Origin of the sequence: Ruminococcus sp. (assembly GCF_019417665.1) — a bacterium.
In the GTDB taxonomy this organism is placed as follows: Bacteria; Bacillota; Clostridia; order Oscillospirales; family Ruminococcaceae; genus Ruminococcus_C.
Map to the genome: position 1 here is coordinate 1 of NZ_DXUU01000001.1, position 24,257 is coordinate 24,257.

General features: G+C 49.0%; 16 protein-coding genes. 10 read left to right on the forward strand and 6 right to left on the reverse strand.

Annotation, left to right across the window (positions count from 1 at the left end; all coding sequences use genetic code 11):
- Window positions 1-65 precede the first annotated feature (65 nt).
- The 8 genes from QZ375_RS00005 to QZ375_RS00040 all read left to right on the forward strand — a co-directional run bounded on the left by QZ375_RS00005 (window position 66) and on the right by QZ375_RS00040 (window position 12,975).
- Window positions 66-689, forward strand: coding sequence for a pilus assembly protein N-terminal domain-containing protein (locus QZ375_RS00005; protein WP_295213863.1), 624 nt, complete (start codon window positions 66-68; stop codon window positions 687-689).
- Window positions 690-1,132: 443 nt separating this feature from the next.
- Complete coding sequence (locus QZ375_RS00010; RefSeq protein WP_295213865.1) at window positions 1,133-2,359, forward strand: hypothetical protein; 1,227 nt, start codon at window positions 1,133-1,135, stop codon at window positions 2,357-2,359.
- A gap of 158 nt (window positions 2,360-2,517) precedes the next feature.
- Window positions 2,518-3,792 carry an aminotransferase gene (locus tag QZ375_RS00015; RefSeq protein WP_295213867.1) on the forward strand — a complete coding sequence of 425 codons (1,275 nt, stop codon included), beginning with the start codon at window positions 2,518-2,520 and terminating at the stop codon, window positions 3,790-3,792.
- A 243-nt stretch (window positions 3,793-4,035) separates the two neighbouring features.
- Window positions 4,036-5,529 carry a sodium-dependent transporter gene (locus QZ375_RS00020; RefSeq protein ID WP_295213869.1) on the forward strand — a complete coding sequence of 498 codons (1,494 nt, stop codon included), beginning with the start codon at window positions 4,036-4,038 and terminating at the stop codon, window positions 5,527-5,529.
- A gap of 679 nt (window positions 5,530-6,208) precedes the next feature.
- Window positions 6,209-7,735 (forward strand): DUF3137 domain-containing protein, encoded by a 1,527-nt coding sequence (locus QZ375_RS00025; protein ID WP_295213871.1) that lies wholly within the window; start codon window positions 6,209-6,211, stop codon window positions 7,733-7,735.
- 21 nt (window positions 7,736-7,756) lie between these two features.
- Entirely contained in the window at window positions 7,757-8,344 is a 588-nt protein-coding gene (locus tag QZ375_RS00030) for a LemA family protein (protein WP_295213873.1), read from the forward strand.
- Between the two features lie 261 nt (window positions 8,345-8,605).
- On the forward strand, window positions 8,606-10,651 hold the full coding sequence (locus tag QZ375_RS00035; RefSeq protein WP_295213875.1) for a beta-galactosidase: 2,046 nt from the start codon (window positions 8,606-8,608) through the stop codon (window positions 10,649-10,651).
- Between the two features lie 26 nt (window positions 10,652-10,677).
- A complete protein-coding gene (locus QZ375_RS00040; protein ID WP_365727898.1) occupies window positions 10,678-12,975 on the forward strand; it encodes a glycoside hydrolase family 3 C-terminal domain-containing protein in 2,298 nt (765 codons plus the stop codon).
- Window positions 12,976-13,343: 368 nt separating this feature from the next.
- Here QZ375_RS00040 and QZ375_RS00045 read toward each other — a convergent pair whose 3' ends face one another.
- From QZ375_RS00045 to QZ375_RS00070, 6 genes are all read right to left on the reverse strand, one after another.
- Complete coding sequence (locus QZ375_RS00045) at window positions 13,344-14,942, reverse strand: ATP-binding cassette domain-containing protein (protein WP_295213878.1); 1,599 nt, start codon at window positions 14,940-14,942, stop codon at window positions 13,344-13,346.
- Window positions 14,943-15,180: 238 nt separating this feature from the next.
- Window positions 15,181-16,647, reverse strand: a complete 1,467-nt coding sequence (locus tag QZ375_RS00050) for a HAMP domain-containing sensor histidine kinase (RefSeq protein ID WP_295213880.1) — start codon at window positions 16,645-16,647, stop codon at window positions 15,181-15,183.
- On the reverse strand, window positions 16,607-17,320 hold the full coding sequence (locus tag QZ375_RS00055) for a response regulator transcription factor (protein ID WP_295213884.1): 714 nt from the start codon (window positions 17,318-17,320) through the stop codon (window positions 16,607-16,609). Before QZ375_RS00055 ends, QZ375_RS00050 begins: the two co-directional genes overlap by 41 nt.
- Before the next feature lie 156 nt (window positions 17,321-17,476).
- On the reverse strand, window positions 17,477-19,084 hold the full coding sequence (locus tag QZ375_RS00060) for a CTP synthase (RefSeq protein ID WP_295213886.1): 1,608 nt from the start codon (window positions 19,082-19,084) through the stop codon (window positions 17,477-17,479).
- A 218-nt stretch (window positions 19,085-19,302) separates the two neighbouring features.
- Complete coding sequence (locus QZ375_RS00065) at window positions 19,303-20,037, reverse strand: dockerin type I domain-containing protein (RefSeq protein ID WP_295213888.1); 735 nt, start codon at window positions 20,035-20,037, stop codon at window positions 19,303-19,305.
- A gap of 14 nt (window positions 20,038-20,051) precedes the next feature.
- The gene (locus QZ375_RS00070; RefSeq protein ID WP_295213890.1) at window positions 20,052-20,936 is read right to left on the reverse strand and encodes a hypothetical protein; all 885 of its coding nucleotides are present in this window, start codon (window positions 20,934-20,936) and stop codon (window positions 20,052-20,054) included.
- A 465-nt stretch (window positions 20,937-21,401) separates the two neighbouring features.
- On the opposite strand from QZ375_RS00070, the gene yicI reads away from it, so the two are divergent.
- Entirely contained in the window at window positions 21,402-23,738 is a 2,337-nt protein-coding gene (gene yicI, locus QZ375_RS00075; RefSeq protein ID WP_295213891.1) for an alpha-xylosidase, read from the forward strand.
- Window positions 23,739-23,835: 97 nt separating this feature from the next.
- Complete coding sequence (locus QZ375_RS00080) at window positions 23,836-24,246, forward strand: PH domain-containing protein (RefSeq protein ID WP_295213894.1); 411 nt, start codon at window positions 23,836-23,838, stop codon at window positions 24,244-24,246.
- Window positions 24,247-24,257 lie beyond the last annotated feature (11 nt).

The window sequence follows — 24,257 nt, forward strand, 5'->3', positions numbered from 1 at the left end:
CTATGAAATGACTTTTCCATCAATCCACGCTCTCTACTACTACTACTACTATTACTACTTCTTCTGTGACAGAGAGTTCCACTTCGGTTTTCACCAGCGAGACAACTACATCCAGCGAAAGTACGACGCCGACTACGGAAACCTCTTCAGAAAGCACCTTTGAAACGACTGCCCGAACCAGAGTGACTACAACTACCAATACAACAGCAACGGAACAGCAGACGACTACCCAAAACACAGGTGATCACCTGGAACAAGAAAACCTCACCTTAGCGGTAGGAAAAAATGCTTCCCTCTCGTTTTTTGCCAAAAACGGTGACACCAGCGACTGCGTCTGGCTCAGTGATGACCCGGACATCGCTTCTGTAACAACAAATACACCGGACCGCATCACTATCACCGGCAAATCCCCCGGCACCACTTCAGTTATGGTGCTTTATAAGGGACAGATCTATAGCTGCACCGTGACAGTTGTCAACGCTGGTGACAGCTTTGGCGATATCAATTTGGACAATGTCATGGATCTCTCCGATCTGATACTATTAAATAAATGCATTGCCGGCTCTTTAGGTGAGCCTTCTGACAAAGCCTTGGGAAATGCGGATATCAACCAGGACGGCTTTGTTGACTGCAAGGACGCTTTTCTCCTGCTGCTGATGCTGGTGGAAACCGATCAGATAGAAGCATAATGACACCTCCTAGAACCATTTAACAAAGTGCACAAGTCGCTGCCATACTATTTTTTCCATACACCAATCTGCACAGTTTTTCGGATCTGTGCAGATTTTTTATGACATTCCTTAAGATACATAAACTGTCTGTAAATCCTGCTCCTTTTATCCCAAATGTATCCAGTGAAAAAGTCATAAAAACGATTCCCTGTGTGTTTTCGCACCGCAAATTTTCAGACGCAGCAAAGAAAAACCGAATTCATGTCTTTTCTGTAAATTTTTAAATAGATTCGCTGACGGGGTTGCAATTCTGAGGAATGTATGGTAAAATAGATAAATAAGAAGGGTACAGTGAGTTTGCATTAGATATTTCGCTGCATTTTCAAAAATCAATTTGCAGAAAAAATATACAGATGTAAACTGTACCGAACGACAGAAACCAATTGAAAGAGGAATCAAAAATGAATGATTGTGGTATTAGCAAGCTTGATTTAAAAAGACGAAACCGGATGCAGATCCTGCGTGTTATCCGGGAACAGGGACCGATCTCTCGTGTTGACATTTCTAGCATATTACAGATCACACGTGCAGCTGTAACAATCATCACGAATGAAATGATCGATCAGCACATTCTGGAAGAGATCGGCGAAGAACCGATTGAGCCGGGTATGGAAGTACGAAAGGGCAGACGCAAGATTCTGCTGGACATCAACGAAACCTATAAATTTGCCATTGGTGTATACATTGACGAAAAGGAGATCTCCATCGGTCTGACGACGCTGAATTCCGCCGCCCTGGACAAAAAGACAATAGCACACGAGGGCAATGTTTCTGTTTCTGAAGTGCTGGATCTTTTGAACTCCACAATTTCCGTCATGCTCCAGAATAGCTGTCTTTCTGCAGAAAACATGCTGGGCATCGGCATCGGTATTATGCCGTCTATGTACCAGACACTGGGCTGCGAATCCAGTCAGGAGGGAAAACCTGTTTTCCCGGAACTACAGCAGAAACTGGAAGAACGCACCAAGCTGCCCATTTATATCGACAGTGCCATCACCCAGTTCGCTATGGCCGGCATCCACTACAAGGAGAGTCACGCCAAATCTGTGAATCAAGCATTCTTGTATTGGGATGACAAGCACTATTGCGCTATCCCCATGCAGGGCAGCACACCGCTTGCCGGTGTCCTGAATCCCGGCGACTTTGTGGAATTTCTCAGCGTAGACCCCAACGGAAAGTCTCTGGAGGGCTATCCCCCCGGGAGCGTCCGTGCAGAACTCTCTCCGGAAGCATTGAGCGAACTGGTTGCACCTTTGTTCCACGAGGACAAAACGCCGACATTGTGCAGCCTGCTGGACAACGATCTATCCCGGCTGACGCTTTCGTCTCTGCTGACAGCGGCAGAAACTGATACAGCCTTGATGCCCATCGCAGAATCCGTCCTACGGAAATTCTGCATGATGCTGTACAGTCTCCACTGCCTGTATTTTACAGAATACATCAGCCTGTACCGCTTTGGCTTTACAGAACAGAATCTGGACATGATCCGGAAGGCTGCCGCTGAATTCGCCGGCGAGAAATTTGCAGAATCCATCCTGCTCAGCCCGATCGGTGACCGTTATCATTTCCTCTGTGGCTGTACATATATTATCCAGCTTGGATTTTACCAGCGGGGCGGTTTAGCATAAGCGGTGAAAAACGGTAAAAACTTTGCTTTTTGTTTTTTCTGCGAGAACACTTGCACTCCAGTGAAAGATGTGCTATAATAGAATGCAGTGTGACGGCAATATGCCGCACGACAGATTTTGCAGAAGGAGCAGACCCGAAACCGGGTCAGGTGAGGAAAATGAGAGTATCAGAGATGAACCGTGAAGCGCTGGAAGCGTTTCAAGCAGAATGTCAGAAGCAGTATACTGCATTTCAGGCAGCAGGATTGAAGCTGGATATGTCCAGAGGTAAGCCGGCGCCGGATCAGTTGGATCTAACCAACGGCATTACTACCTGCCTCTCCGAAGAGGACTACCGTGCAGAAAACGGACTGGACTGCCGCAATTACGGCTGCCTGGACGGTCTGCCGGAGGCAAAGAAATTTTTTGCACCTATGCTGGGCGTAGATCCGGAAGAACTCATTGTGTGCGGCAACTCCAGCCTGAATATCATGTACTGGACAATGTCCCTTGCCATGACAAACGGCATCCTGGGCGAAAAGCCCTGGGGCAAATACGATAAAGTAAAGGTACTCTGCCCAGTGCCGGGCTATGACCGCCACTTTGCAGTGAGCCAGTTCCTGGGCATGGAGCTTGTGAACGTTCCCATGCGGGAGGACGGTCCGGATATGGATATCGTAGAGCGTCTTGTGGCTGAGGATGACACCATTAAGGCAATCTGGTGTGTTCCTATGTATTCCAACCCCGGCGGCGTGGTTTACAGCGACGAAGTGGTAAAGCGTTTTGCAGCGCTGAAGCCTAAGGCAAAGGATTTCCGTATTTTCTGGGACAATGCTTACTGTGTACATCACCTGACTGACAATCCGCCGGTACAGGCAAACTTGCTGGAAGAAGCAAAAAAAGCCGGCAACGAGGACATTTGCTATATGTTTGCATCTACCTCGAAGATCACCCATCCGGGTTCCGGCGTTGCTATGATCGCAGCCAGCGAAAACAATTTGAAATATCTGAAAAATGCTCTGGGCTTCTCCACCATCGGCTATGATAAAATGAATCAGCTGCGTCATCTGCGGTTCTTTGACGGCAAGTTCGAAAATCTGATAAAGCATATGAAAAAACATCAGGCGCTGATCGCACCGAAATTCCGCATTGTCAATGACACATTGGAGCGCGAACTGAGCGATCTGGGTATTGCAAACTGGTCTGACCCGTTGGGCGGTTATTTCGTTTCTTTCAATCAGAAAGGTTGTGCAAAGCGCATTGTCCAGCTGTGCAAGGAGGCAGGTGTGGTGCTGACTGGTGCAGGTGCATCTTTCCCCTACGGCATTGATCCGGAAGATGAGAACATCCGTATTTCCCCCACATTTCCTACGGAAGAGGAATTACAAAAGGCAATGGATGTCTTTGTTTGCAGCGCAAAGCTGGCAGCAGCAGAACAGGCTCTGGCAAAATAATTGTGTAATATCATCATTGAATAGAAAGAAACGGTGCAGGAGTGTTTTCCTGGCACCGTTTTTTTAATTTTTGGCAAAAATCACTCTCCCTGACAATATCACAGGAAAGATTTGCGTGAAAACCTTTGACCTGCGTGAAAACCTTTGACCTGCCCCTTGCGCAGCTGAAAGAAATATGTTATAATAGATAAGTATATTTCCGTGTACGAATACACTAAATTATTTTGACAAAAGGAGAATGTTATGGAACAATCAACAAAGAGTAGAGCGACTTTTCATTCCCGGCTGGGATTTCTTCTCGTCTCTGCCGGCTGCGCCATTGGGTTAGGAAACGTATGGAAATTCCCATATATATGCGGCGAAAACGGCGGCGGCGCATTTCTGGTGATTTATCTGCTGTGCCTGCTTCTGTTGGGACTGCCCATCCTGATTTGCGAATTCACCATCGGACGGGGCAGCCGCCGGAGTATTTCACAGGCAATGAATATTTTGGAACAGCCGGGCAGCCGCTGGCATGTGACCAAATATATGGGGATTGCCGGAAACTATCTGCTCATGATGTTTTATACCATGGTAGCTGGATGGATGCTTTACTACGCTTACCTTTATATCTCAGGTAAGATCACCAGTGTCAGTGCCGACGAGACGGCCCTTTTCTTCTCAGATATGCTGGATTCTCCGGGGATCATGATCCTATTTGCCGCCATTGTCATTGTACTTTGCATCGGCATCTGCGCCCTGGGGCTGAAAAACGGCATCGAAAAGGTCACAAAGGTCATGATGCTTCTGCTGATGGCACTGATGATCGTTCTGGTAGTGAATTCTCTGCGGCTGGAGAATGCTCTGGAAGGCGTAAAATTCTACCTGGTACCGGATCTCCAGCGGCTGGAGGAAAAGGGAATCGGCTCTGTGGCATTTGCTGCAATGACCCATGCTTTCTTTACCCTGAGCGTAGGCATCGGTGCCATGGAAATCTTCGGCAGTTATATCGAGCGGAAACGCCGCCTGATGGGCGAAGCCGTCAATGTCGTGATCCTGGATACGAGCATCGCCTTCATGGCAGGTCTCATTATCATCCCGGCGTGTTTCGCCTATGGCATTCATCCGGATGCCGGACCGTCACTGCTGTTCATCACCCTGCCCAATGTATTCCACCATATGGAAGCAAGCCGTATCTGGGGCAGCTGCTTCTTTATTTTCATGTCCTTTGCAGCCCTGTCCACTGTGATTGCTGTGTTTGAGAACATCATCACCATGACTGTAGAACTGGGCAGCTGGAGTCGGAAAAAATCCCTTCTGGTGAATCTGGTGTTGATCTTCGCCCTGTCCCTGCCGGCGATCCTGGGCTTTAATCTTCTCTCCGGTTTTCAGCCTTTCGGAGATGGCTCTACGGTCATGGATCTGGAGGACTTTCTGGTGTCCTATAATATTCTTCCTCTGGGATCGCTCACTTTTGTGCTGTTTTGCGTGCGAAAAAACGGCTGGGGTTGGAACAACTTCCTGGAAGAAGTCAATACGGGCACCGGTCGCCGTGTACCAAAGTGGATTCGGGGCTATTTGACCTATGTTGTTCCGACACTGATCTGTCTGATCTACCTCAAGGGCTATTATGACATGTTTGCCACAAAGGGATGGCTGGTGCTCAGCGCCTGGATGTGTCTGGCAGTGGTATTGCTGGGGCTGATTTTCTGGATCTGCTCTGCAGCAGGGAAAAGACAGACGAAGAAACAGCAGTAAATTTTAAGGCAGCACCCCATAAAGCACGCCTGACAGCGCATCTGATACACAATTTTTGTGCGGTATTGCCTTAGAGCCTGTTCAGCATCTTTTCGCACATGTCTTTTCGGTGAATTTTACTGCTTTCTGCGTTAAAAATTCTTGCCGGGCGACAGCCCGCCTGCGAATTTTCGCCTTGAAATCAGCGAAAATTCACTCAAAAATCCATGCACGACAAGATACTAAACAGGCTCTTAATTTTTTGATGTATCATAAAAACGGCGGAGCACTTTGAAATGCTCTGCCGTTTTGCTGTCTTATGCTATTTGCTTTTAGAGTTCGAAGAATGCAGCACAAACAAAAAACGCCCCGGGGTGAGGGACGTTTTTTGCTATGATATAGGGATTATTGGGGATTTTCTGTTCTGCATCGGGGTGTATACAGAACAGTTAGAGGATGTTACATGCTCTCTTTGAGCATGGTATCAGTATACAGGTTCAATGTGTTCATTTCGTGAAGTGATGCTGAAAAACCGCTGAAAACCGAGAGAATATTGTTTTCACACGGAGATGCCCGGCGGGAAACATAACGAGAATTTAACTTGACTTTGGAATACACCTTTGATATACTGAGAATACAAATAAAACGTGCGTATACGACAAAAACATCCCCAAAATCTGCAAAAAAAGGAGGAAACCTCATGCGGTCATCACGTGTGGTCACGGTGTTGCTCCAGATTTGTATCCTGGTTTTTTCTGCATGTCTCATTGGCGCTATTGTGCTTGCGATGTTCGAGGCGGTTCTGCCGGAAAAGTTGTTCCAAACTCTGATGCCTGTTCTGTGCATACTGGCGGCTGCCAGCATTGCCGTATTCTTTCCGCTTCTGTTTATTTACAGCTTTATCTACAGCCGACAGAAAAAGCACCGGGAAAAACAGGCAAAAAAAGCAGCAGCAGAAGCAACGCAGTTCGCCCGGAAGGCAGGTGCATATCACACTTATGTACCACCAGTGACTCCGCCGCCTGCTGCACCACCTCCTGTCGCACCACCGCCTCAACCGCCTGAAGCAGAGACAGTGACCGCCCAGACAGCATCTGCTGTTCCTCCCACAACCGCAGCAACGGGGCAGCCTTCCTCCTCGGCAGTACCGCCGGTAACACCGCCGCCCACGCCTCAATCTCAGCCTTCACAGGATACCACGAAACCAGAGGAACCTGTGAAAAAGGCATTGGGAAATAAAACGCTGCGGTGGATATTGATCGTCATTGCGGTACTGATAGTACTGCGGCTGGTGATTGCCGTAGTTCCGGTGATTTCAAGCGGCGATGGCTTTTCTACGGCATCCATTGTGCAGGTCTGCCAGAATTTGTTTCAGGATACGGCTGCCCGGAAAGCAGCGGAAGAGTCAGCAGATACGGTTCGCAGCGGCAGCAGCATGAATTTTCTCAGCCTTGTTGTTTTTGTCTTTATCGGATTTTTCATTCTGCGCCGCCTGAATCTGGGCAAGCTATTCCAACCACTCCCGGATGCGGTCACCAATCAGATTATTCTGGAGGAACTGCGGCGTGGTTTCGGCGAAACGGCATCCTACCAGAAAGGCGCCGGGATCTCCGCCAGTCAGCTGGAGAAGATCCGTAATTCCGGCGTATTTCCCGAAGGATTTTCCTATCAGGGAAGAGAATGCTTTTCCGGTGTCTTTCAGGGAAAACCTTTCGAAGCGGCAGTTTTCACATGTGTTATCAACAAACGGCATGAGGATGGTGCGACTTTTCAGGAAGTACTCTTTTCCGGTCTCTGGATTCAACGGGAAATGCAGCACTATGCCACAGAGCCGGTGGGATTGCGCAGTGCAACAGTCAAGGAAATCGAAGCAGAAATTATGGAAAACGGGCTGAAAACGCCGGAGGGACTGGAAGTCGAGGCATTTAACCGACTATTCCGTGTGCCGTCGAAGGATCTTCACGAAGTATACTATCTCATTACACCGGATCAGATGGAACAGCTCGCCGCCCTATACCAACGCTTTGGCTGTGATGCCAAGGGACGGCTCTGGCTGCTGTTCTCGGAAAATCAGGTACAGTATGGGCTGAATACAAATTTTACCCTGTATCAATTCCAGGGTACGAAAAACGAACCGGCATCCCTGGCGCAGGCACGCAGCCGTGTGGCGGCAAAGGTACAGGAAGCCATGCAGCTCATGGCGCTGTATGATACGCTGGGATTCTGAGAGAAAAGGAAAGATATTACTATGGATATGACATGGATGGATCTTATTTCGAATGTACTGCACAGCCCCTTGTTCTGGGTCATTCTTGTTGCTGTACTTATCATATGGTGCGTGAGCTGGGTCATTCGTACTGCAAACCGGCTTGTGCGGATGCGCACAAAGGTAGACGAACTGGATGCGGATATTGACGTGGCACTGATGCGCCGATTCGATCAGCTTACTAAGGAATACCAGCTCATGAAGCAGTACTGCTCCCATGAAAGCCAGACCCTCATCGAGACGATCCGGATGCGCCGGGGAATGTCTCCGGAAGAACGAAACACGGCTGCCCAGCAGATGGAGACACTGGCAGCACAGCTCCAGATGACATTGGAAGCTTATCCCCAGCTTCGTGCCGTAGAGGTAGTTACTACAGTGCAGCGCAGTGTGGCAGATACAGAGGCGCACCTACAGGCGGCACGGCGGCTGTATAACAACAGCGTGGGTGCTTATAACAATGCCTGTCAGGAATTCCCCTCTTCCTTTGTGGCATCGCTTACCGGACATCATCCCAGAACATTTTTTGCAGCAGAAGAGCACAAACGGCAGGATGTGGATTTTTCTGTGTAATGTAACCGTCATTTATCGAATCAAACACAGACGAGAGCAGATATCTGTTCTCGTCATTTTTAACAAAAATGGATTTGTAGTCGAGCAGATAATCGGCTATTTTTTATACAATTCGCTGAAAATGCGCAATTTGCGCCGTTGGAATAATTTTTTTCCTTGTTGCACTTGCTATTTCATGTTAAATATGATACAATAAAAGTGTTCAGTAATTCACTGATTTTCTTCTTGATTTTTGTATGATTTGATGAAAGGAATACAGCAATGGGACGAAATTTTTCACCGGCGACCCCGAAATTCCCCCATATGCTCCACGGCGGTGACTATAACCCGGAGCAATGGATGGACAGCCCGGAGATCCTGGAGGAGGATATCCGCCTGTTCAAGGAGGCGCATATCAACTGCGTGAGCCTTGGCATTTTCTCCTGGGCAAATCTGGAGCCGCAGAAGGATGTCTATCGTTTTGAATGGATGGACAAGATCATTGACAAGCTATATGAAAACGGTATATACACCGTTCTGGCGACGCCTTCCGGCGCACGTCCCCAATGGCTGGCACAGGAATATCCGGAGGTACTCCGGGTACGTCCCGACGGCACACGAAATCTCTACGGTGAACGGCACAATCACTGCTACACTTCGCCGGTATACCGGGAGCGTGTCACCAAAATCGACACAGCTCTGGCGAAACGCTATGCCAATCATCCCGGCGTGATCCTGTGGCATATTTCCAATGAATTCGGCGGCGAGTGCCACTGTGAACTATGCCAGCAGGCGTTCCGCCAGTGGGTGCAGGAGAAATACGGCACGCTGGATGCCCTGAACCATGCCTGGTGGTCACACTTCTGGTCGCATACCTATACAGACTGGTCTCAGGTACACAGCCCCAGTCCCATCGGAGAAACCTCTATCCACGGGCTGAATCTGGACTGGCGGCGGTTTGTGACCCACCAGACCATTGATTTTATGAAAACGGAGATCGCCGCCGTAAAGGCAGTGAATCCGGATATTCCCGTGACTACTAACATGATGACCATGTATACCTATGAACTGAACTATTTCAAGTTCCGGGATGCCCTGGATGTGATCTCCTGGGACAATTACCCTGAGTGGCACAATCCCTGGGGCAATGAAGAGGTGGCAAAGGACTGCGCCATGACGCATGACATGATGCGTTCCATCCAGAAAAAACCCTTTTTGCTCATGGAATGCACTCCCAGCGCTACCAACTGGCAGTCGGTCAGCAAGCTGAAAAAACCGAGAATGCATGAGCTTTCCGTGATTCAGGCAATCGCCCACGGTGCGGATTCCGGGCAGTATTTCCAGCTCCGCCAGAGCCGGGGCAGCTGTGAAAAATTCCACTCCGCTGTGATCTCCCATACGGGAACTGCCAATACCCGGACGTTCCGGGAAGTGACGCAGACGGGCGTTGATCTAGAAAAGCTGTCTGATCGGGTATACGGCAGCGACAGCCCGGCGCAAGTCGCCATTATTTTTGATACGGAAAACAAATGGGCACTGGATTGCTGCCGGGGACCGAGAAATGCAGGGCTGGATTATTTCGGCAACATCCGGAAGAATTACAGCTATTTCTGGAAAAATGGCATAACGACCGATATTGTGGACAGTGAATCCGATTTCAGCGGCTACAAGCTGGTCATTGCACCTATGCTGTATCTGTTTCGTGCCGGCATTCAGGATAAGCTGCGGCGTTTTGTGGAACAGGGCGGCACACTTGTGACTACCTGCTTCACCGGCGTAGTAAATGAAACTGACCTGTGCTTTTTGGGAGAAGCCACAGGGGAAAAGCTGTCCGATGTGCTGGGTCTGTGGGTGGAGGAAACAGATAGTCTCTATGACTGTGAATCCAACCACACCACCTGGAACAACAAGCGCTATCGGCTCACAGAACTGTGCGAGGTATGCCATCCTACAACTTGTGAGGTGCTCTCTGTCTATGAAGAGGACTTCTATGCCGGAGCGCCTGTACTGACGAAAAACCGCTTCGGAAAAGGTACAGCATATCATCTGTGCGCCACAGCAGACGAGGAATTCTTCTGCGATTTCTATCAAAAACTGGCATCGCAGCTGCACCTGGAACGTGCCGTGGAAACAGAAGTGCCCAAGGGCGTCAGCCTTACCTGGCGGGAATCGGAACGGGAAAAACTGATTTTTGTACAGAATTTTGAAGGTGATACAGCAACACTGGAACTGGATCAGCCCTATACGGATCTTCTCACAGGTAAAACCTATGATAAGTCCCTGACTGTAGATGGATATTCCTTTGCGGTGATAACACCGGCGGAATGATTCTTCATGAAAAATAAACTGGAGGAATTGCAATGAATATTCCCGAAATCGTAAAGCAAATGACATTGGAAGAAAAGGCGGGGCTTTGTTCCGGCTATGACTTCTGGCATACAAAGGGTCTGGAACATCTGGGTGTGCCGCAGATGATGCTGAGTGATGGTCCTCACGGTCTGCGCAAGCAGGATCAGACCGGCGACCATCTGGGTATCAACGACAGTATCAAAGCCGTCTGTTTCCCTGCCGGCTGTGCCACGGCATCGTCCTTTGACCGTGCTCTGGTAGAGCGCATGGGAAAGGCGCTGGGCAACGAATGTCAGGCGGAAGATGTGGGCGTATTGCTGGGACCTGCCGTCAATATCAAGCGTTCGCCCTTGTGCGGCAGAAATTTTGAATATTACTCCGAAGATCCCTATGTGGCAAGCGAAATGGCGGCAGGTTTCATCAAGGGCGTCCAGAGCCAAAATGTAGGCGTCAGCATCAAGCATTTCTACGCCAACAATCAGGAACACCGCCGCATGAGCAGCAGTTCCGTTATGGACAAGCGCACGGCACGAGAGATCTATCTGGCGGCATTTGAGACGGCTGTCCGGGAAGAAAAACCTTGGACGGTTATGTGTGCCTACAACCGCATCAACGATGTATATGCAGCAGAAAATCGGAATGCGTTGACGGACATTCTCCGGGGAGAATGGGGCTTTGACGGCTTTGTGGTCAGTGACTGGGGTGCTGTGAACGACCGTGTTGCCGATTTGGAAGCAGGTATGGATCTGGAAATGCCCTGTTCCTTCGGCGAACGGGATGCGGAAATCGTAAAGGCTGTCCGCTGCGGCAGACTCTCCATGGAAACCCTGGACACTGCTGTGACACGGATTCTCACCATTGTGGATCGTTATGTGAAAGGACGTAACCCCAACGCTGTCTTTGACCGTGATGCAGACCACGAACTGGCACGGGAAATTGCAGCACAGTGCATGGTACTGCTGAAAAACGAGGATCATGTGCTGCCTTTGGACAAAACCAAAAAAGTTGCCTTTCTCGGCGCATTTGCCGAAAGCCCACGCTATCAGGGCGGCGGCAGTTCTCATATCAACTCCTACAAGGTGGAATCGGCACTGGAAATGGCAAAGGATTATCCGGTGATCTATGCCAAGGGCTATGAAACTTCGGATGATGTTATCCGAGGGGAACTCATTGCCGAGGCGGTTCAGGCGGCGAAAGAAGCTGAAACTGCGGTGATTTTCGCCGGACTGCCGGATATTTTCGAATCTGAGGGCTACGACCGGGAACATATGCGTCTGCCGGACTGCCAGAATGCCCTGATCGAAGCTGTAGCACAGGCAAATCCCAATACAGTGGTGGTACTCCATGGCGGTTCACCGGTGGAAATGCCCTGGATCCATGAGGTCAAGGGTGTTCTGGAGGCATATCTCTGCGGTCAGGCAGTGGGCGGTGCAACGGTGCAGATTCTCTACGGCAATGTGAATCCCAGCGGCCATCTGGCGGAAACTTTCCCCCTGAAGCTGGAGGACAATCCGTCCTATCTATCCTATCAGGGCGAGGGCGACAGGGTGGAATACCGGGAGGGTGTCTTTGTGGGCTATCGCTATTACACCACAAAGAAAATGCCCGTGCTGTTCCCCTTCGGCCATGGTCTGAGCTATACCACATTTGCCATATCCGATCTTCGCACGGACAAGGCCTCCTATTCTCAGGAGGAAACAGTGACAGTTTCCGTAGATGTAACAAACACCGGCGACCGCACCGGCAAGGAGGTAGTACAGCTTTACATGCTGCCGCCCACCGGAAGTGATGCTGTACTTCGTCCGGTGCAGGAGCTTTGCGGCTTCGAAAAGGTGGAACTGCAGCCGGGCGAGACAAAAACGGTCACATTCCAGCTGAATCGCCGGACATTCGCCTATTTCAGTAACCAGAAGCATGACTGGGTAGTGGAGACCGGGAACTATACACTTGCCGCCGGCAATTCCTCTGCTGCTTTGACGACGCAGAAAGCCATTGCCATGCAGGGTGAAAAGATACTTCCCACAGAGATCACTATGGACACCACCATCGGGGATGTACTCCGGATAGACGGCGCAGCAAAGCTTTTGGAGCCATATGCGGCGGCATTCGGGCTGTCCAGCGGTTCTTCTGACGAGAACGCCATGGGCGAAAGCACGGCGGATATGATGGAGGCAATGATGAAATATATGCCCATTCGTGGACTGCTGTCCTTCGGCGGCGGTGAGGTCACTGCGAAACAATGCAAAACTCTGGTGAAGGAGCTGAATAACCTACTGGAATCATTTTCACAGCAGATGAAATGACATTTTCTTTCACCTTTCATAAAACAAACAGCGCACGTCCGGGACTGCCCGGAGGTGCGCTGTTTGCATATCCTGATTTTGGATGTACACTTGAAAAGTAATGCCAATCAATGAAGTTTTTTGATCCAGCAATTTTTCAAAAATGCTGGCGAGGTCCAGGGCGAGAAGCCCTGGTCGCCGTCCGCAGACGGCGAAACACCCCGGCGCATCTTTTTGCGCTGCGGAGAGGGTGGTGAGAAAAAGCGATAGCTTTTTCGAGGCGGGGCGAACAAGACCGCCCCGCCTTGTGAGATCATCTTCACAAGTTAAATCCTGTAAACGTCCCAGTGGGACGTTTACAGCGAAATTAGTTGCAAAAGATGCCGAAATTATTCCCTATTCTTTTTCCACTCCAGATACTCTTCATAAGTACCTTGACGGTCAATACAGCCTTCAGGAGTGATCTCAATGATCCGGTTTGCCACAGTTTCCAGAATCTCGTGGTCGTGGGACGACAGAATGACAACGCCCTTGAAGTTCACAAGACCGTTATTCACTGCGGTGATGCTTTCCAGATCCAGATGGTTCGTGGGTCTGTCCAGCAGAAGCACATTGGAATGAAACAGCATCATCCGGGCGAACATACAGCGTACCTTTTCGCCGCCGGACAGAACCTTTACGGGCTTGTAGATATCATCGCCGGAAAAGAGCATTCTGCCCAGGAATCCCCGGAGAAATGTTTCCGTTTCGTCTGCGGTGGAATACTGACGGATCCAGTCCAGAATAGAATCGTCGCAGTCGTTGAAATATGCCGAATTATCCACAGGAAAATAGGAGGTGGAAGTGGAAACACCCCACTTGAATGTGCCCTCGTCGGGCTGTTCCTCTTCCATGAGGATCTTATACAGCATGGTAATCGCCTGTTCGCTCTCGCCGATAATCGCAACCTTGTCCGTGCGGCCCAGGGTAAAGCTTACATCATTCAGCAGCTTCACACCGTCCACGGTCTTGGAAATGCCGTTGACCTGAAGGACTTCCTTGCCCAGTTCACGATCCATATCGAAGCCGATAAAAGGATAGCGGCGGCTGGATGCCGGCAGTTCTTCCACCGTCAGGTTGTCCAGTAGTTTCCGGCGGGATGTTGCTTGTTTAGACTTAGACTTGTTCGCCGAGAATCGGGCAATGAAAGTTTTCAGTTCTGCGATCTTGTCCTCTACCTTTTTATTTTGCTGCTTGATGAGCCGCTGCATCATCTGGCTGGACTCGTACCAGAATTCGTAGTTGCCCACATACATCTTGATCTTGGTATAATCAATATCCACAATATGGGTGCAGACATCGTTCAGGAAGTGGCGGTCGTGGGATACCACAATGACTGTGCCGAAATATTCTGACAGGAAGTCCTCCAGCCAGGCAATGGCGTCAATGTCCAGATGGTTGGTCGGCTCGTCCATGAGAATAATATCCGGATTGCCGAAAAGTGCCTGCGCCAGCAGGATCTTCACCTTTTCATTACCGGACAAGTCTGCCATCTGTTGATAGAGCAACTCCTCCGACAGACCCAGTCCCTGGATCAGCTTTGACGCATTGGATTCCGCCTCCCAGCCGTCCAGCTCTGCAAATTCTGCCTCCAGCTCTGATGCAAGAATACCGTCCTCCTCGGTGAAATCCTCCTTGGCATAGAGGGCATCTTTTTGCTGCATAATGTCATACAGCCGCTGATTGCCCATGATGATGGTATCCAGGGCAGTATAGGCATCATAGGCGAAGTGATCCTGTTTCAGAACGCTCATACGGAGATTTTTCGGAATGGAGACCTCGCCGGTGGTAGGCTTCAACTGACCGTTGAGAATTTTCAGGAATGTGGATTTTCCTGCACCATTTGCGCCGATCACGCCGTAGCAGTTACCGGGATTGAACTGGAGATCCACATTTTTGAACAGGGTATCGCCGCCGAATTGCAGGCTGACATTGGAAACTGTAATCATAATATCATCCTTTCCACACGGCAGATCGCCGCAGTTTCGCACCAATATTTTTTCCAGATATAGTATACCATACTTACAAAGAAATTGCAAGCAGGTTTTCATGTAATATTGTCAAGGGGGGGAGATCCAAGGTTTTCACAAAAGTCAATATTATGACACGCCGCAATATTTTTTTGCAAAAAGACGTTTAGAATAACCTCAAAAAGGGACTGCCCAAAACAGTCCCTTTTTTTCCGATCTATTTTGTTTCTTCAGCGACCTCTTCCCGGACAATGTCCCGGATTTCAAACCAGAATACAGAACCTTCGCCCAGCTTGCTATTGACGCCGTAATTATAACCATGCATTTTCAGGATCGCCTTCACAATGGACAGTCCCAGACCGGTACCTACCACTTCACGCTTGTGATTTTCGGAACGATAGTATTTGTCAAAGATCAGCTTGATCTTCTCCTCCTCAATACCATCGCCGGTGTCACGCACTTCAATCCGCACACAACCCGGCAGATTCTTCTGAGTCACAAACACCTGTTTGTCTTCTTTGGAGGTGTAGTTAATGGCATTATTAATAAGATTGCCAATGACACGGTTGATCTTGCTCTCGTCACAGCGTACCAGACAGGGTTCGCCCGGTGTAAATTGAATATGATAGCCCATGCGTTCAGAAATCCCCTCATAGCGGTGGACGATCTCCTCCATACATTGGGCAATGTCAAAGGTAGTGTAATTCAGCTTCTGGCTGCCGCTTTCCAACTTAGACAAATCCAACATATCATTTACCAGCAGAGACAGCCGGTCAGTTTCTTCAATGATAATGTTCAGATGCTGTTCTCGCTTCACAGGATTGTTGCCGGAGAGATCCCGGATCATTTCCGCATAGGCCTTCAGCATGGTCAAAGGCGTGCGCAGATCGTGAGACACATTGGCAATAAGATCCCGCTGCATTTCGTCGGTTTTGGACAATTCCTTTGCCGCATAGGTCAGGGTCTCCGCCAATTCATCCACCTCTGCATAGCTGCCGCCTTCAAAACGCACGCTATAATCCCCATGCGCCAGCCGCTTTGCAGATTTCGTAATGCGCACAATAGGGATGGAAATGTGATTCGCCGTATAAAAAGAGATGAGAAACCCGAAGAATACCAGCAAAATAGTAATGATCATGGTCTGCCGCTTCAGAATCGAGACAGTGGATTCCACAGGCACAAGAGGAGAATTCAGCAGAAGATATCCTGCCACCTTGCCGTTTTTCTCATACATGGCACAGCCGTATACCAACATTTCATTTTGCAAGTTTTCGTTAAACATACGCCGGCAGATCGTGCCGGTACTGCTGTTCTGTAGGTCGATCAGGTAAAAAAACGTGCCGTTTCCCGGACCGTGAAGCAGACATTTTTCGCCGTACACACAGTTATAATACAGTTCCCTGCCGTTTGCGTCCAGGATCTCAATGCACATCTCGTTTTGCAAGGCAACATCTGCGGCATTGTCCTCAAATTCGCTTGAACCAAAGTCTGAAACAAGCTGCTGCGCCACCTTTGCCGTGTCACGGATCTTCATGGATTCATAAAACCATTCCAGGAAAACCACCTGAAACAGCCACATGAGCAGAAAGACAACGCAGACAAAAAGCATGAAAAACAGCCAGATCTTGACTCCAATACGCAGATTACGGTCGAGCAGCCGATGCGGATTCATTTTCCGGATCAAATTTATATCCCATTCCTCTCAAGGTCACGATATAGGAGCGATACGGTCCAAGACTGCCACGCAGCATCTTGATATGCGTATCCACCGTGCGGTCGTCCCCGAAGAAATCATATCCCCAGACCTCCTCCAGAAGCTTGTCTCTGGAGAGTGCCAGTCCCTTGTTTTTCACCAGATAAAACAGCAGATCATATTCCTTTGGCGTCATAGAAGCACGCACACCGTCCACATAGACTTCCCGTCCGGCAAGGTCGATCTCCAATCCGCCGTAGACCTGACGCTCCTGCTGGGGGGCAGCAGAGCCCTGAACTGCTGCCTGGCTCCGTGCCAGCACAGCCCGGACACGTGCCATCAGTTCTCTGGGCGAAAATGGCTTCACCACGTAATCATCAATGCCGGTCTCAAAGCCGAAGAGCTTGTCATATTCCTCGCCCCGGGCAGACAGCATAATCACCGGGATATCCTTCTGCTTCTTGATCTCCTTGCAGGCAGAATAACCGTCCAGTCTCGGCATCATGACATCCATGATGATAATATCATAGTCGTTTTCCCGACAGAGATTCACCGCCTCCATGCCGTCCCGGGCTTCGGTCACCTCGAACTCTTCAAATTCGGCATATTCCCGAACAACGGCACGAATCTTTTCTTCGTCGTCTACGATCAACATTTTGCTCATATGAATCACCTCTCAGCAGAGATTTCCTGTTATAGGTATATATTGTAAAGATGGATTTGATCCACCCGTATATCCCGTTTACTCATGGCATATCTGCGGGCAGATGATATCCGCCCCTACTATAAACACAGCCATACTTCATTGCAAAACAAAGCTTTATTTCCCGTTCCGGTTTTTCAGGGCTGCTCCGATAAAGGATGCGAACAGCTTCTGAGGCTTATTGGGACGAGACTTGAATTCCGGATGGAACTGTACACCAATAAACCATGGATGATCCGCCAGAGAAACGATCTCCACCAGACGCTCGTCCGGAGACAGTCCGGCAATCTGTAAGCCCTTTTCGGTCAGCTGTGTGCGGAAATTATTATTGAATTCAAACCGGTGGCGGTGGCGCTCATAGATGAGGTCTTCCTGATAAATATCATGTACCAGCGTGCCAGGCGTCAGCTTGCAGGGATACAGACCCAGGCGCATAGTGCCGCCCTTGTTTTCGATATTCTTCTGATCCTCCATGATATGGATGACATTATGTGCACCTTCCGGGTCGAACTCCGAGGAGTTGGCGTCGGGGAACCCAGCAACATTCCTTGCAAATTCCACCACTGCCATCTGCATACCCAAACAAATACCGAACATAGGCACTTGATTCAGGCGGGCGTAATGGATGGATTCGATCATTCCCTCAATACCACGATCACCGAAGCCGCCAGGTACGATGATACCGTCACAATCCTTTAAAATCTCCGCTGCATTTTCCCGGGTGATCTTTTCCGAGTCGATCCACAGGATCTTCACCCTTGCATCGTTAACGATACCGCCGTGATGCAGTGCCTCTGCCACAGACAGATAGGCATCCTGGAGTGCCACATACTTGCCCACCAGACCAATGGTCACATCCTTGTCCGCACGCTTCTGGCGCTCGGTCATAGCGATCCAGTCGGTGAGATCCGGGGTACGGTTTTCCAGTCCCAGGTGATGGCAGACGCTGTCGGTCAGTCCCTCATTTTCCAGCATCATGGGCACTTCATACAAAGACGGTGCTGTCATATTCTGAATGATATCCTCTTCCCGGACGTTGCAGAACATGCTGATCTTCCGTGCCATTTCCTTCGGGATCTCCTGCTCTGTACGACAAACGACCACGTGGGGCTGAATGCCAATGGACAGCAATTCCTTCACGGAGTGCTGTGTGGGCTTGGATTTCAGTTCATTAGAGCCTGCGATATAGGGCACTAGAGTGACATGGATATACATAGCATTGCCTCTGCCCACTTCGGTGACAAACTGGCGAATGGCTTCCAGGAACGGTGTGCTCTCAATATCGCCCACAGTGCCGCCGATCTCTGTAATGACCACATCGGCATTGGATTCCTTTCCGACCCGATAAATCCGTTCCTTGATCTCGTTCGTAATATGAGGAATTACCTGAACAGTGCCGCCCAGATAGTCGCCCCGGCGTTCCTTATTCAGAACAGTCCAGTAGATCTTACCGGTGGTGACATTGTTGTTGATGGACAAGTTCTCATCAATGAAACGCTCATAGTGTCCCAGATCCAGATCCGTCTCTGCACCGTCATCGGTGACAAACACTTCACCATGCTGATAGGGGCTCATCGTACCGGGATCTACATTAATATAAGGGTCGAACTTCTGAATGGTGACCTTATACCCCCGTGCTTTGAGCAGACGTCCCAGGGACGCAGCCGTGATTCCCTTACCGAGACCGGAGACAACGCCGCCGGTGACAAATACATATTTTGGCATCTTCAAATCCTCCCGTTTGACAGTCAAATTCCTATTCATTCTATTATACCGTATCCTGCCGAAAAAAGCAAGTCCTTATTTTGAAATGTACGAAAAACGAAAAAGTCCCACCGATATTTTAGAAATACCGGCAGGGCTTTTTTCATAAGTCGAAACTGTTCAGAGAGTTTCAGCTCTATTATACACGAATATCGACCTGTGCAGTTGTTTTGACATCCTCAATACAGGTCATAACGGCCTTCGGAAACGAAGGGATCTTCTGCCCCAACAGACATTTTTGCATAAGCAACAAGAGAGCAATATGCATCATCTGCATCCAGCGTGCCGTCTCCATTGACATCTATCAAATGATAATCCAGTTCGCTGATGGTATCCTGTTCGCCGCCTTCCATTCCCCAATGCAAAATATTCCACAAGTCAGGATCCTGCTCTTTGTCCAGGTACATCACATACAGTCCCTGTGATTCAAATTCTGCAATTTCCTCTTCTGTAAAACGGTCTTTCTCTCCCCCATAAATCAAATGTGAGCCAGCCAGTTCGGGATAAGATTTCGGGATATCTCTCTTGACAATCTCTACTGGATTATCGACAGATACCCGAGAATAACAAGTCAGCGCCATCCATGCAGCATCCACACTGCCCTTATCTTTCCCTGTTTTCAGTATGTCGCCAATGCCGAAAACCTCATTTTCATGAATCCAGTCAGCATCTGTCTGATCGATCACGCCGTCCTCGTTCACATCAGCGAGTACTTTCTGTTCTTCTGTCAGCAGATCCGCATCGACATGCAGCATACGGGATACCATCGCCGCATCATGTCCGGTGATCACGCCGTCCATATCCACATCGCCCAAAGCATAAGTGCTTCCCTCTGCACTTGCGGACAGAATCGGCAAGGATGCTGCTGCCATAGCTGCTGCTGTTAGGAATGAAATAACCTTTCTTGTTTTCATAAATATGACCTCCTTTAAAGACTTACTGTTTTGACTCTGGATTTACCAATTTTAGAAATTGGATTTTTCCCAGCAGATTTTGCTGCATAATAATTCAAAATCAAGTTAGAATCTGTTTGGGTTATTATACGACTGTCATCAACATCTGCTACTTCGGCACAAATCAACATAGGACAGCGTTCTCTAAATTTTGCTTCACCGTTAGCTAACGAATTATTTAAATCGATAACAGTAACGCTGGAATTCTCGCTAGCAGCTAGTATATTTAAAACATAATAGGAATCATCTGCATCGATATTTCCATCATTATCTAAATCTCCTAAAACATAGCTAATATTTTTCGTATCATCTTCAACAAATGCGTCTTCCGGCAATTCAGTAATACCTTTTTCGTAATTAGTGATTTTTTCCGCAGTAGAATGATATCCCATTGTTCCTACACTAAATTCATGAGCCTTCATATTCAGATTAGCAACCTCATAATATAAATCAACTGAAAAAGCTTCCTTTGTTGAAATATCGCCAGATGTTCTAAAAATAAACATAGAATATCCTTCTTCTTTATCTTCAATTACAGTACATACTGTAGCCTCATGTGAACAATCGAATACCTCATAAGCGCATTCTGAATCATGCTTTATAGCCAACACAAGATAATAAAAACCGGGATTTGTTGTCGTTGTTATTGAAACCTTAATTCGTGGTGCATTAAAGGGTTTTCCTGTATAAGGGTTCACTGTTGCAATTGACGCAGATACATCATATTGCAATGCCGACCCTGGCACCGGTGATTCTGCCGCCGCCGCACTCGCCGGAATCGTACTAATACATCCAAGTGCAATCATCACCCCTGCAATCACTCCTGCGATAGCTTTTTGAATAGATTTAAAAATTCGCATATAGAACTCCTCCTTTGTCATTTTATGTCGAATTTTGTAGAAAAAAGTATTGAGATAATTTTTATCTCTAATCATATTATATCACTTTGTTGCCTTGATTGGTTAATTTGAAAGAGATTTTATGTAAATTATAAAAGACTATTTTCCTGATTATTCCTTATTGAAAAGGCATCTATTTTTCTTTTTCACTTCACTCATTTACCTTCTATTATATGAATTTCAGTGTAAAAATACCACACCAAAGCAATTGCCACAAAAACGCCCTCCCGAAATTGTGCAACATTTATGGTGATTTTGTAAATACACGCCCGAGGCGGCACATTTTCTCCGAAAGAGATTGACATTTCGGTTACAAATGTGGTACAATAGGCTTACATGTAGATGGTACGGGCACAGGCAGGCTACCGGTGCACCGGAAATGTCACATGGGATACAAACATTTTATTATAATGCAGGAGGTACTCCATGAAATTTTCTGACGGCCTTTGGTTAAACCAGAGAGGTTATGACGTTTCCTATGCAGTACAGGCATACGATGTCACAACAACGAAAAATGCGATCAAGGTATTTGCAACATCCAGTGCGATCTGGAATCGGGCGATGACACTGGGCGGCGTGGCATTTGAGATCACGTACACCGCAGTGGCGCCGGATGTCATTCGTGTACACATTTGCCACCACAAGGGCAGCCTGAAAAACAAGCCTCAGTTCGAACTGAATGTCTCCGAAGATTATGTACCGGAGATCCACGAGGAAGAGGGCTTTGTCTCCATGACTGCCGGCAGCACCACCCTGAAGATCAAAAAGGGCACTGACGGCTGGGACGTTTCCTTCTCCCGTGACGGAAAGCGGCTCACCGGTGCTGGCTGGCGTTCTACTTCTTATATTCAAGAAAACAAGTTCCACCGGGACGCTCGCCTGGCACTCCAGACAGACGACGATTTCTTCAACTATCCCCAGGATGCACACAACGCTTATATCCGGGAACAGCTGACCCTGGATGTGGGTGAATGCGTCTATGGCTTCGGCGAAAAGTTCACGCCCTTTGTGAAAAATGGTCAGACGGTAGAATCCTGGAACTCCGACGGCGGTACCTGCTCCGAGCAGAGCTATAAGTGCATCCCGTTCTATATCACCTCCAACGGCTACGGCGTACTCGTTAACACCGCAGATAAGGTCTCCTTCGAAGTAGCTTCGGATACCATTAATAAGGTTTCCTTTACAGTACCCGGCGAGGAGATCGAGTATTTCTTCATCGGCGGTGCTGATCTCCACGAGGTACTGAAAAACTACACCGACCTCACCGGAAAGCCGGCACTGCCGCCGGCAAAGACCTTCGGTCTGTGGCTCTCCACTTCCTTCACTACGACTTATGATGAAGAGACCGTTACTTCCTTTATTGACGGCATGGCAGAGCGTGATATTCCTCTCCAGATGTTCCACTTCGACTGCTTCTGGATGAAGGAATATCAGTGGACAGACTTCGAGTGGGATCTGACCCAGTTCCCGGATCCGCCTGCGATGATCAAGCGTCTGAAAGACCGTGGTCTGGGCATCTGCTGCTGGATCAATCCGTACATTTCCCAGAAGTCCTGCCTCTTTGATACAGGCGTGGAAAAGGGCTATTTCATCAAGAATCCGGACGGCAGCGTCTTCCAGACTGACCTGTGGCAGCCGGGCATGGCTATCGTGGACTTCACCAATCCGGAAGCAGCTGCATGGTTCGCATCCGGCGTGCGCAAGCTCTGCGAAATGGGCGTCACTGCCATCAAGACAGACTTCGGCGAGAGAATCCCCACAAAGGCTGTGTATTATAACGGTGCAGACCCCATTCATATGCACAACTACTATACCTATTTATATAACAAGACCGTATTCGGCGTGCTGGAAGAATACTATGGCAAGGGACAGGCTTGCCTGTTCGCCAGAAGCGCCACCGTCGGCGGTCAGAAGTTCCCGGTACACTGGGGCGGCGACTGCTCCGCAGAATACACCTCTATGGCAGAAACACTCCGCGGCGGTCTGTCCCTGTGCTCCTCCGGCTTCGGCTTCTTCAGTCACGATATCGGCGGCTTCGAAGCAACGGCTTCTCCGGATGTGTACAAGCGTTGGTGCGCATTCGGTCTGATGTCCACCCACAGCCGTCTCCATGGTTCCACCTCTTATCGTGTGCCGTGGAATTTTGACGAGGAATCCTGCGATGTCCTGCGCTTCTTCACCAAGCTCAAGGGCAAGCTGATGCCGTATCTGTTCGCACAAGCGATCCAGACTTCTGCCACTGGTGTGCCCATGATGCGTCCTATGGTGATGGACTTCACAGACGATATCGCATGCCGCTATCTGGATCAGCAGTATATGCTGGGTGACAACCTGCTGTGCGCTCCGGTATTCCGTGAGGACGGCGTAGCTGACTTCTACCTGCCGGAAGGCAAGTGGTATGATATCATTACCGGCGAGACCATGGAAGGCGGCAAGTATCATTCCAAGAAGTGCACCTTTATGGAAATGCCGATTCTGGCAAAGCCCAATTCTATCGTGACCTTCGGTGCATTTGAGAATCAGTTCGAGTATGACTATCTGGACGGCACAGACTTCATGATCTGCAACCTGGAGGACGGCAAGTCCGCTTCTGCTACGGTTTATGATGTAGATGCAAAGCCGGTTCTGACCCTGACAGCGACCCGCTGCGGCAATACCATCGCCATCGAAAGCGGCGCAACGGACAAGACCTTTACCGTATCCGTTGCCGGCACAGACAAGAAGATCACCATGCAGGGCGGCAAGGGCGAGATCCAGTTATAATTTACGCAGATTGCGGTTTTCTCCGGGCTTGATTTATCATTCGTAAGCACTATGAAAACTGAATGATGTATTCTTTTAAAAAGGGAGGGCGGCGGAAATGCCGAAATCAAAAGACGGAATCGAATATATCTGGACGGACAAAAAACGGACGCTGTTCGGGCTGCCGCTGTCCTTCACCCGGTATTATCTCGCAGACACCCGGCTGATTACACGTGTGGGCTTTCTCACGGTGACAGAGGACGAGCTGGATATTTACCGGATCACCGACAAAAAAATGAAACTTCCGCTGTTTCAGCGGATATTCGGCTGCGGCAGTATCATTCTGTACAGCAAAGATGTGGATACACCGGAAAAGGAGATCCATGCGATCAAAAACCCCCGCCAGGTGTCCGACCTGATCACAGCCTGCATCAATGAGCAGCGTGACCGGTTTGGCATACGGGGCAGGGATATGGTCGGACCGGCAGGCATACAGCCGGATCTGTGCGACTGTGATGACAATTTGTGATTCGCACAGAA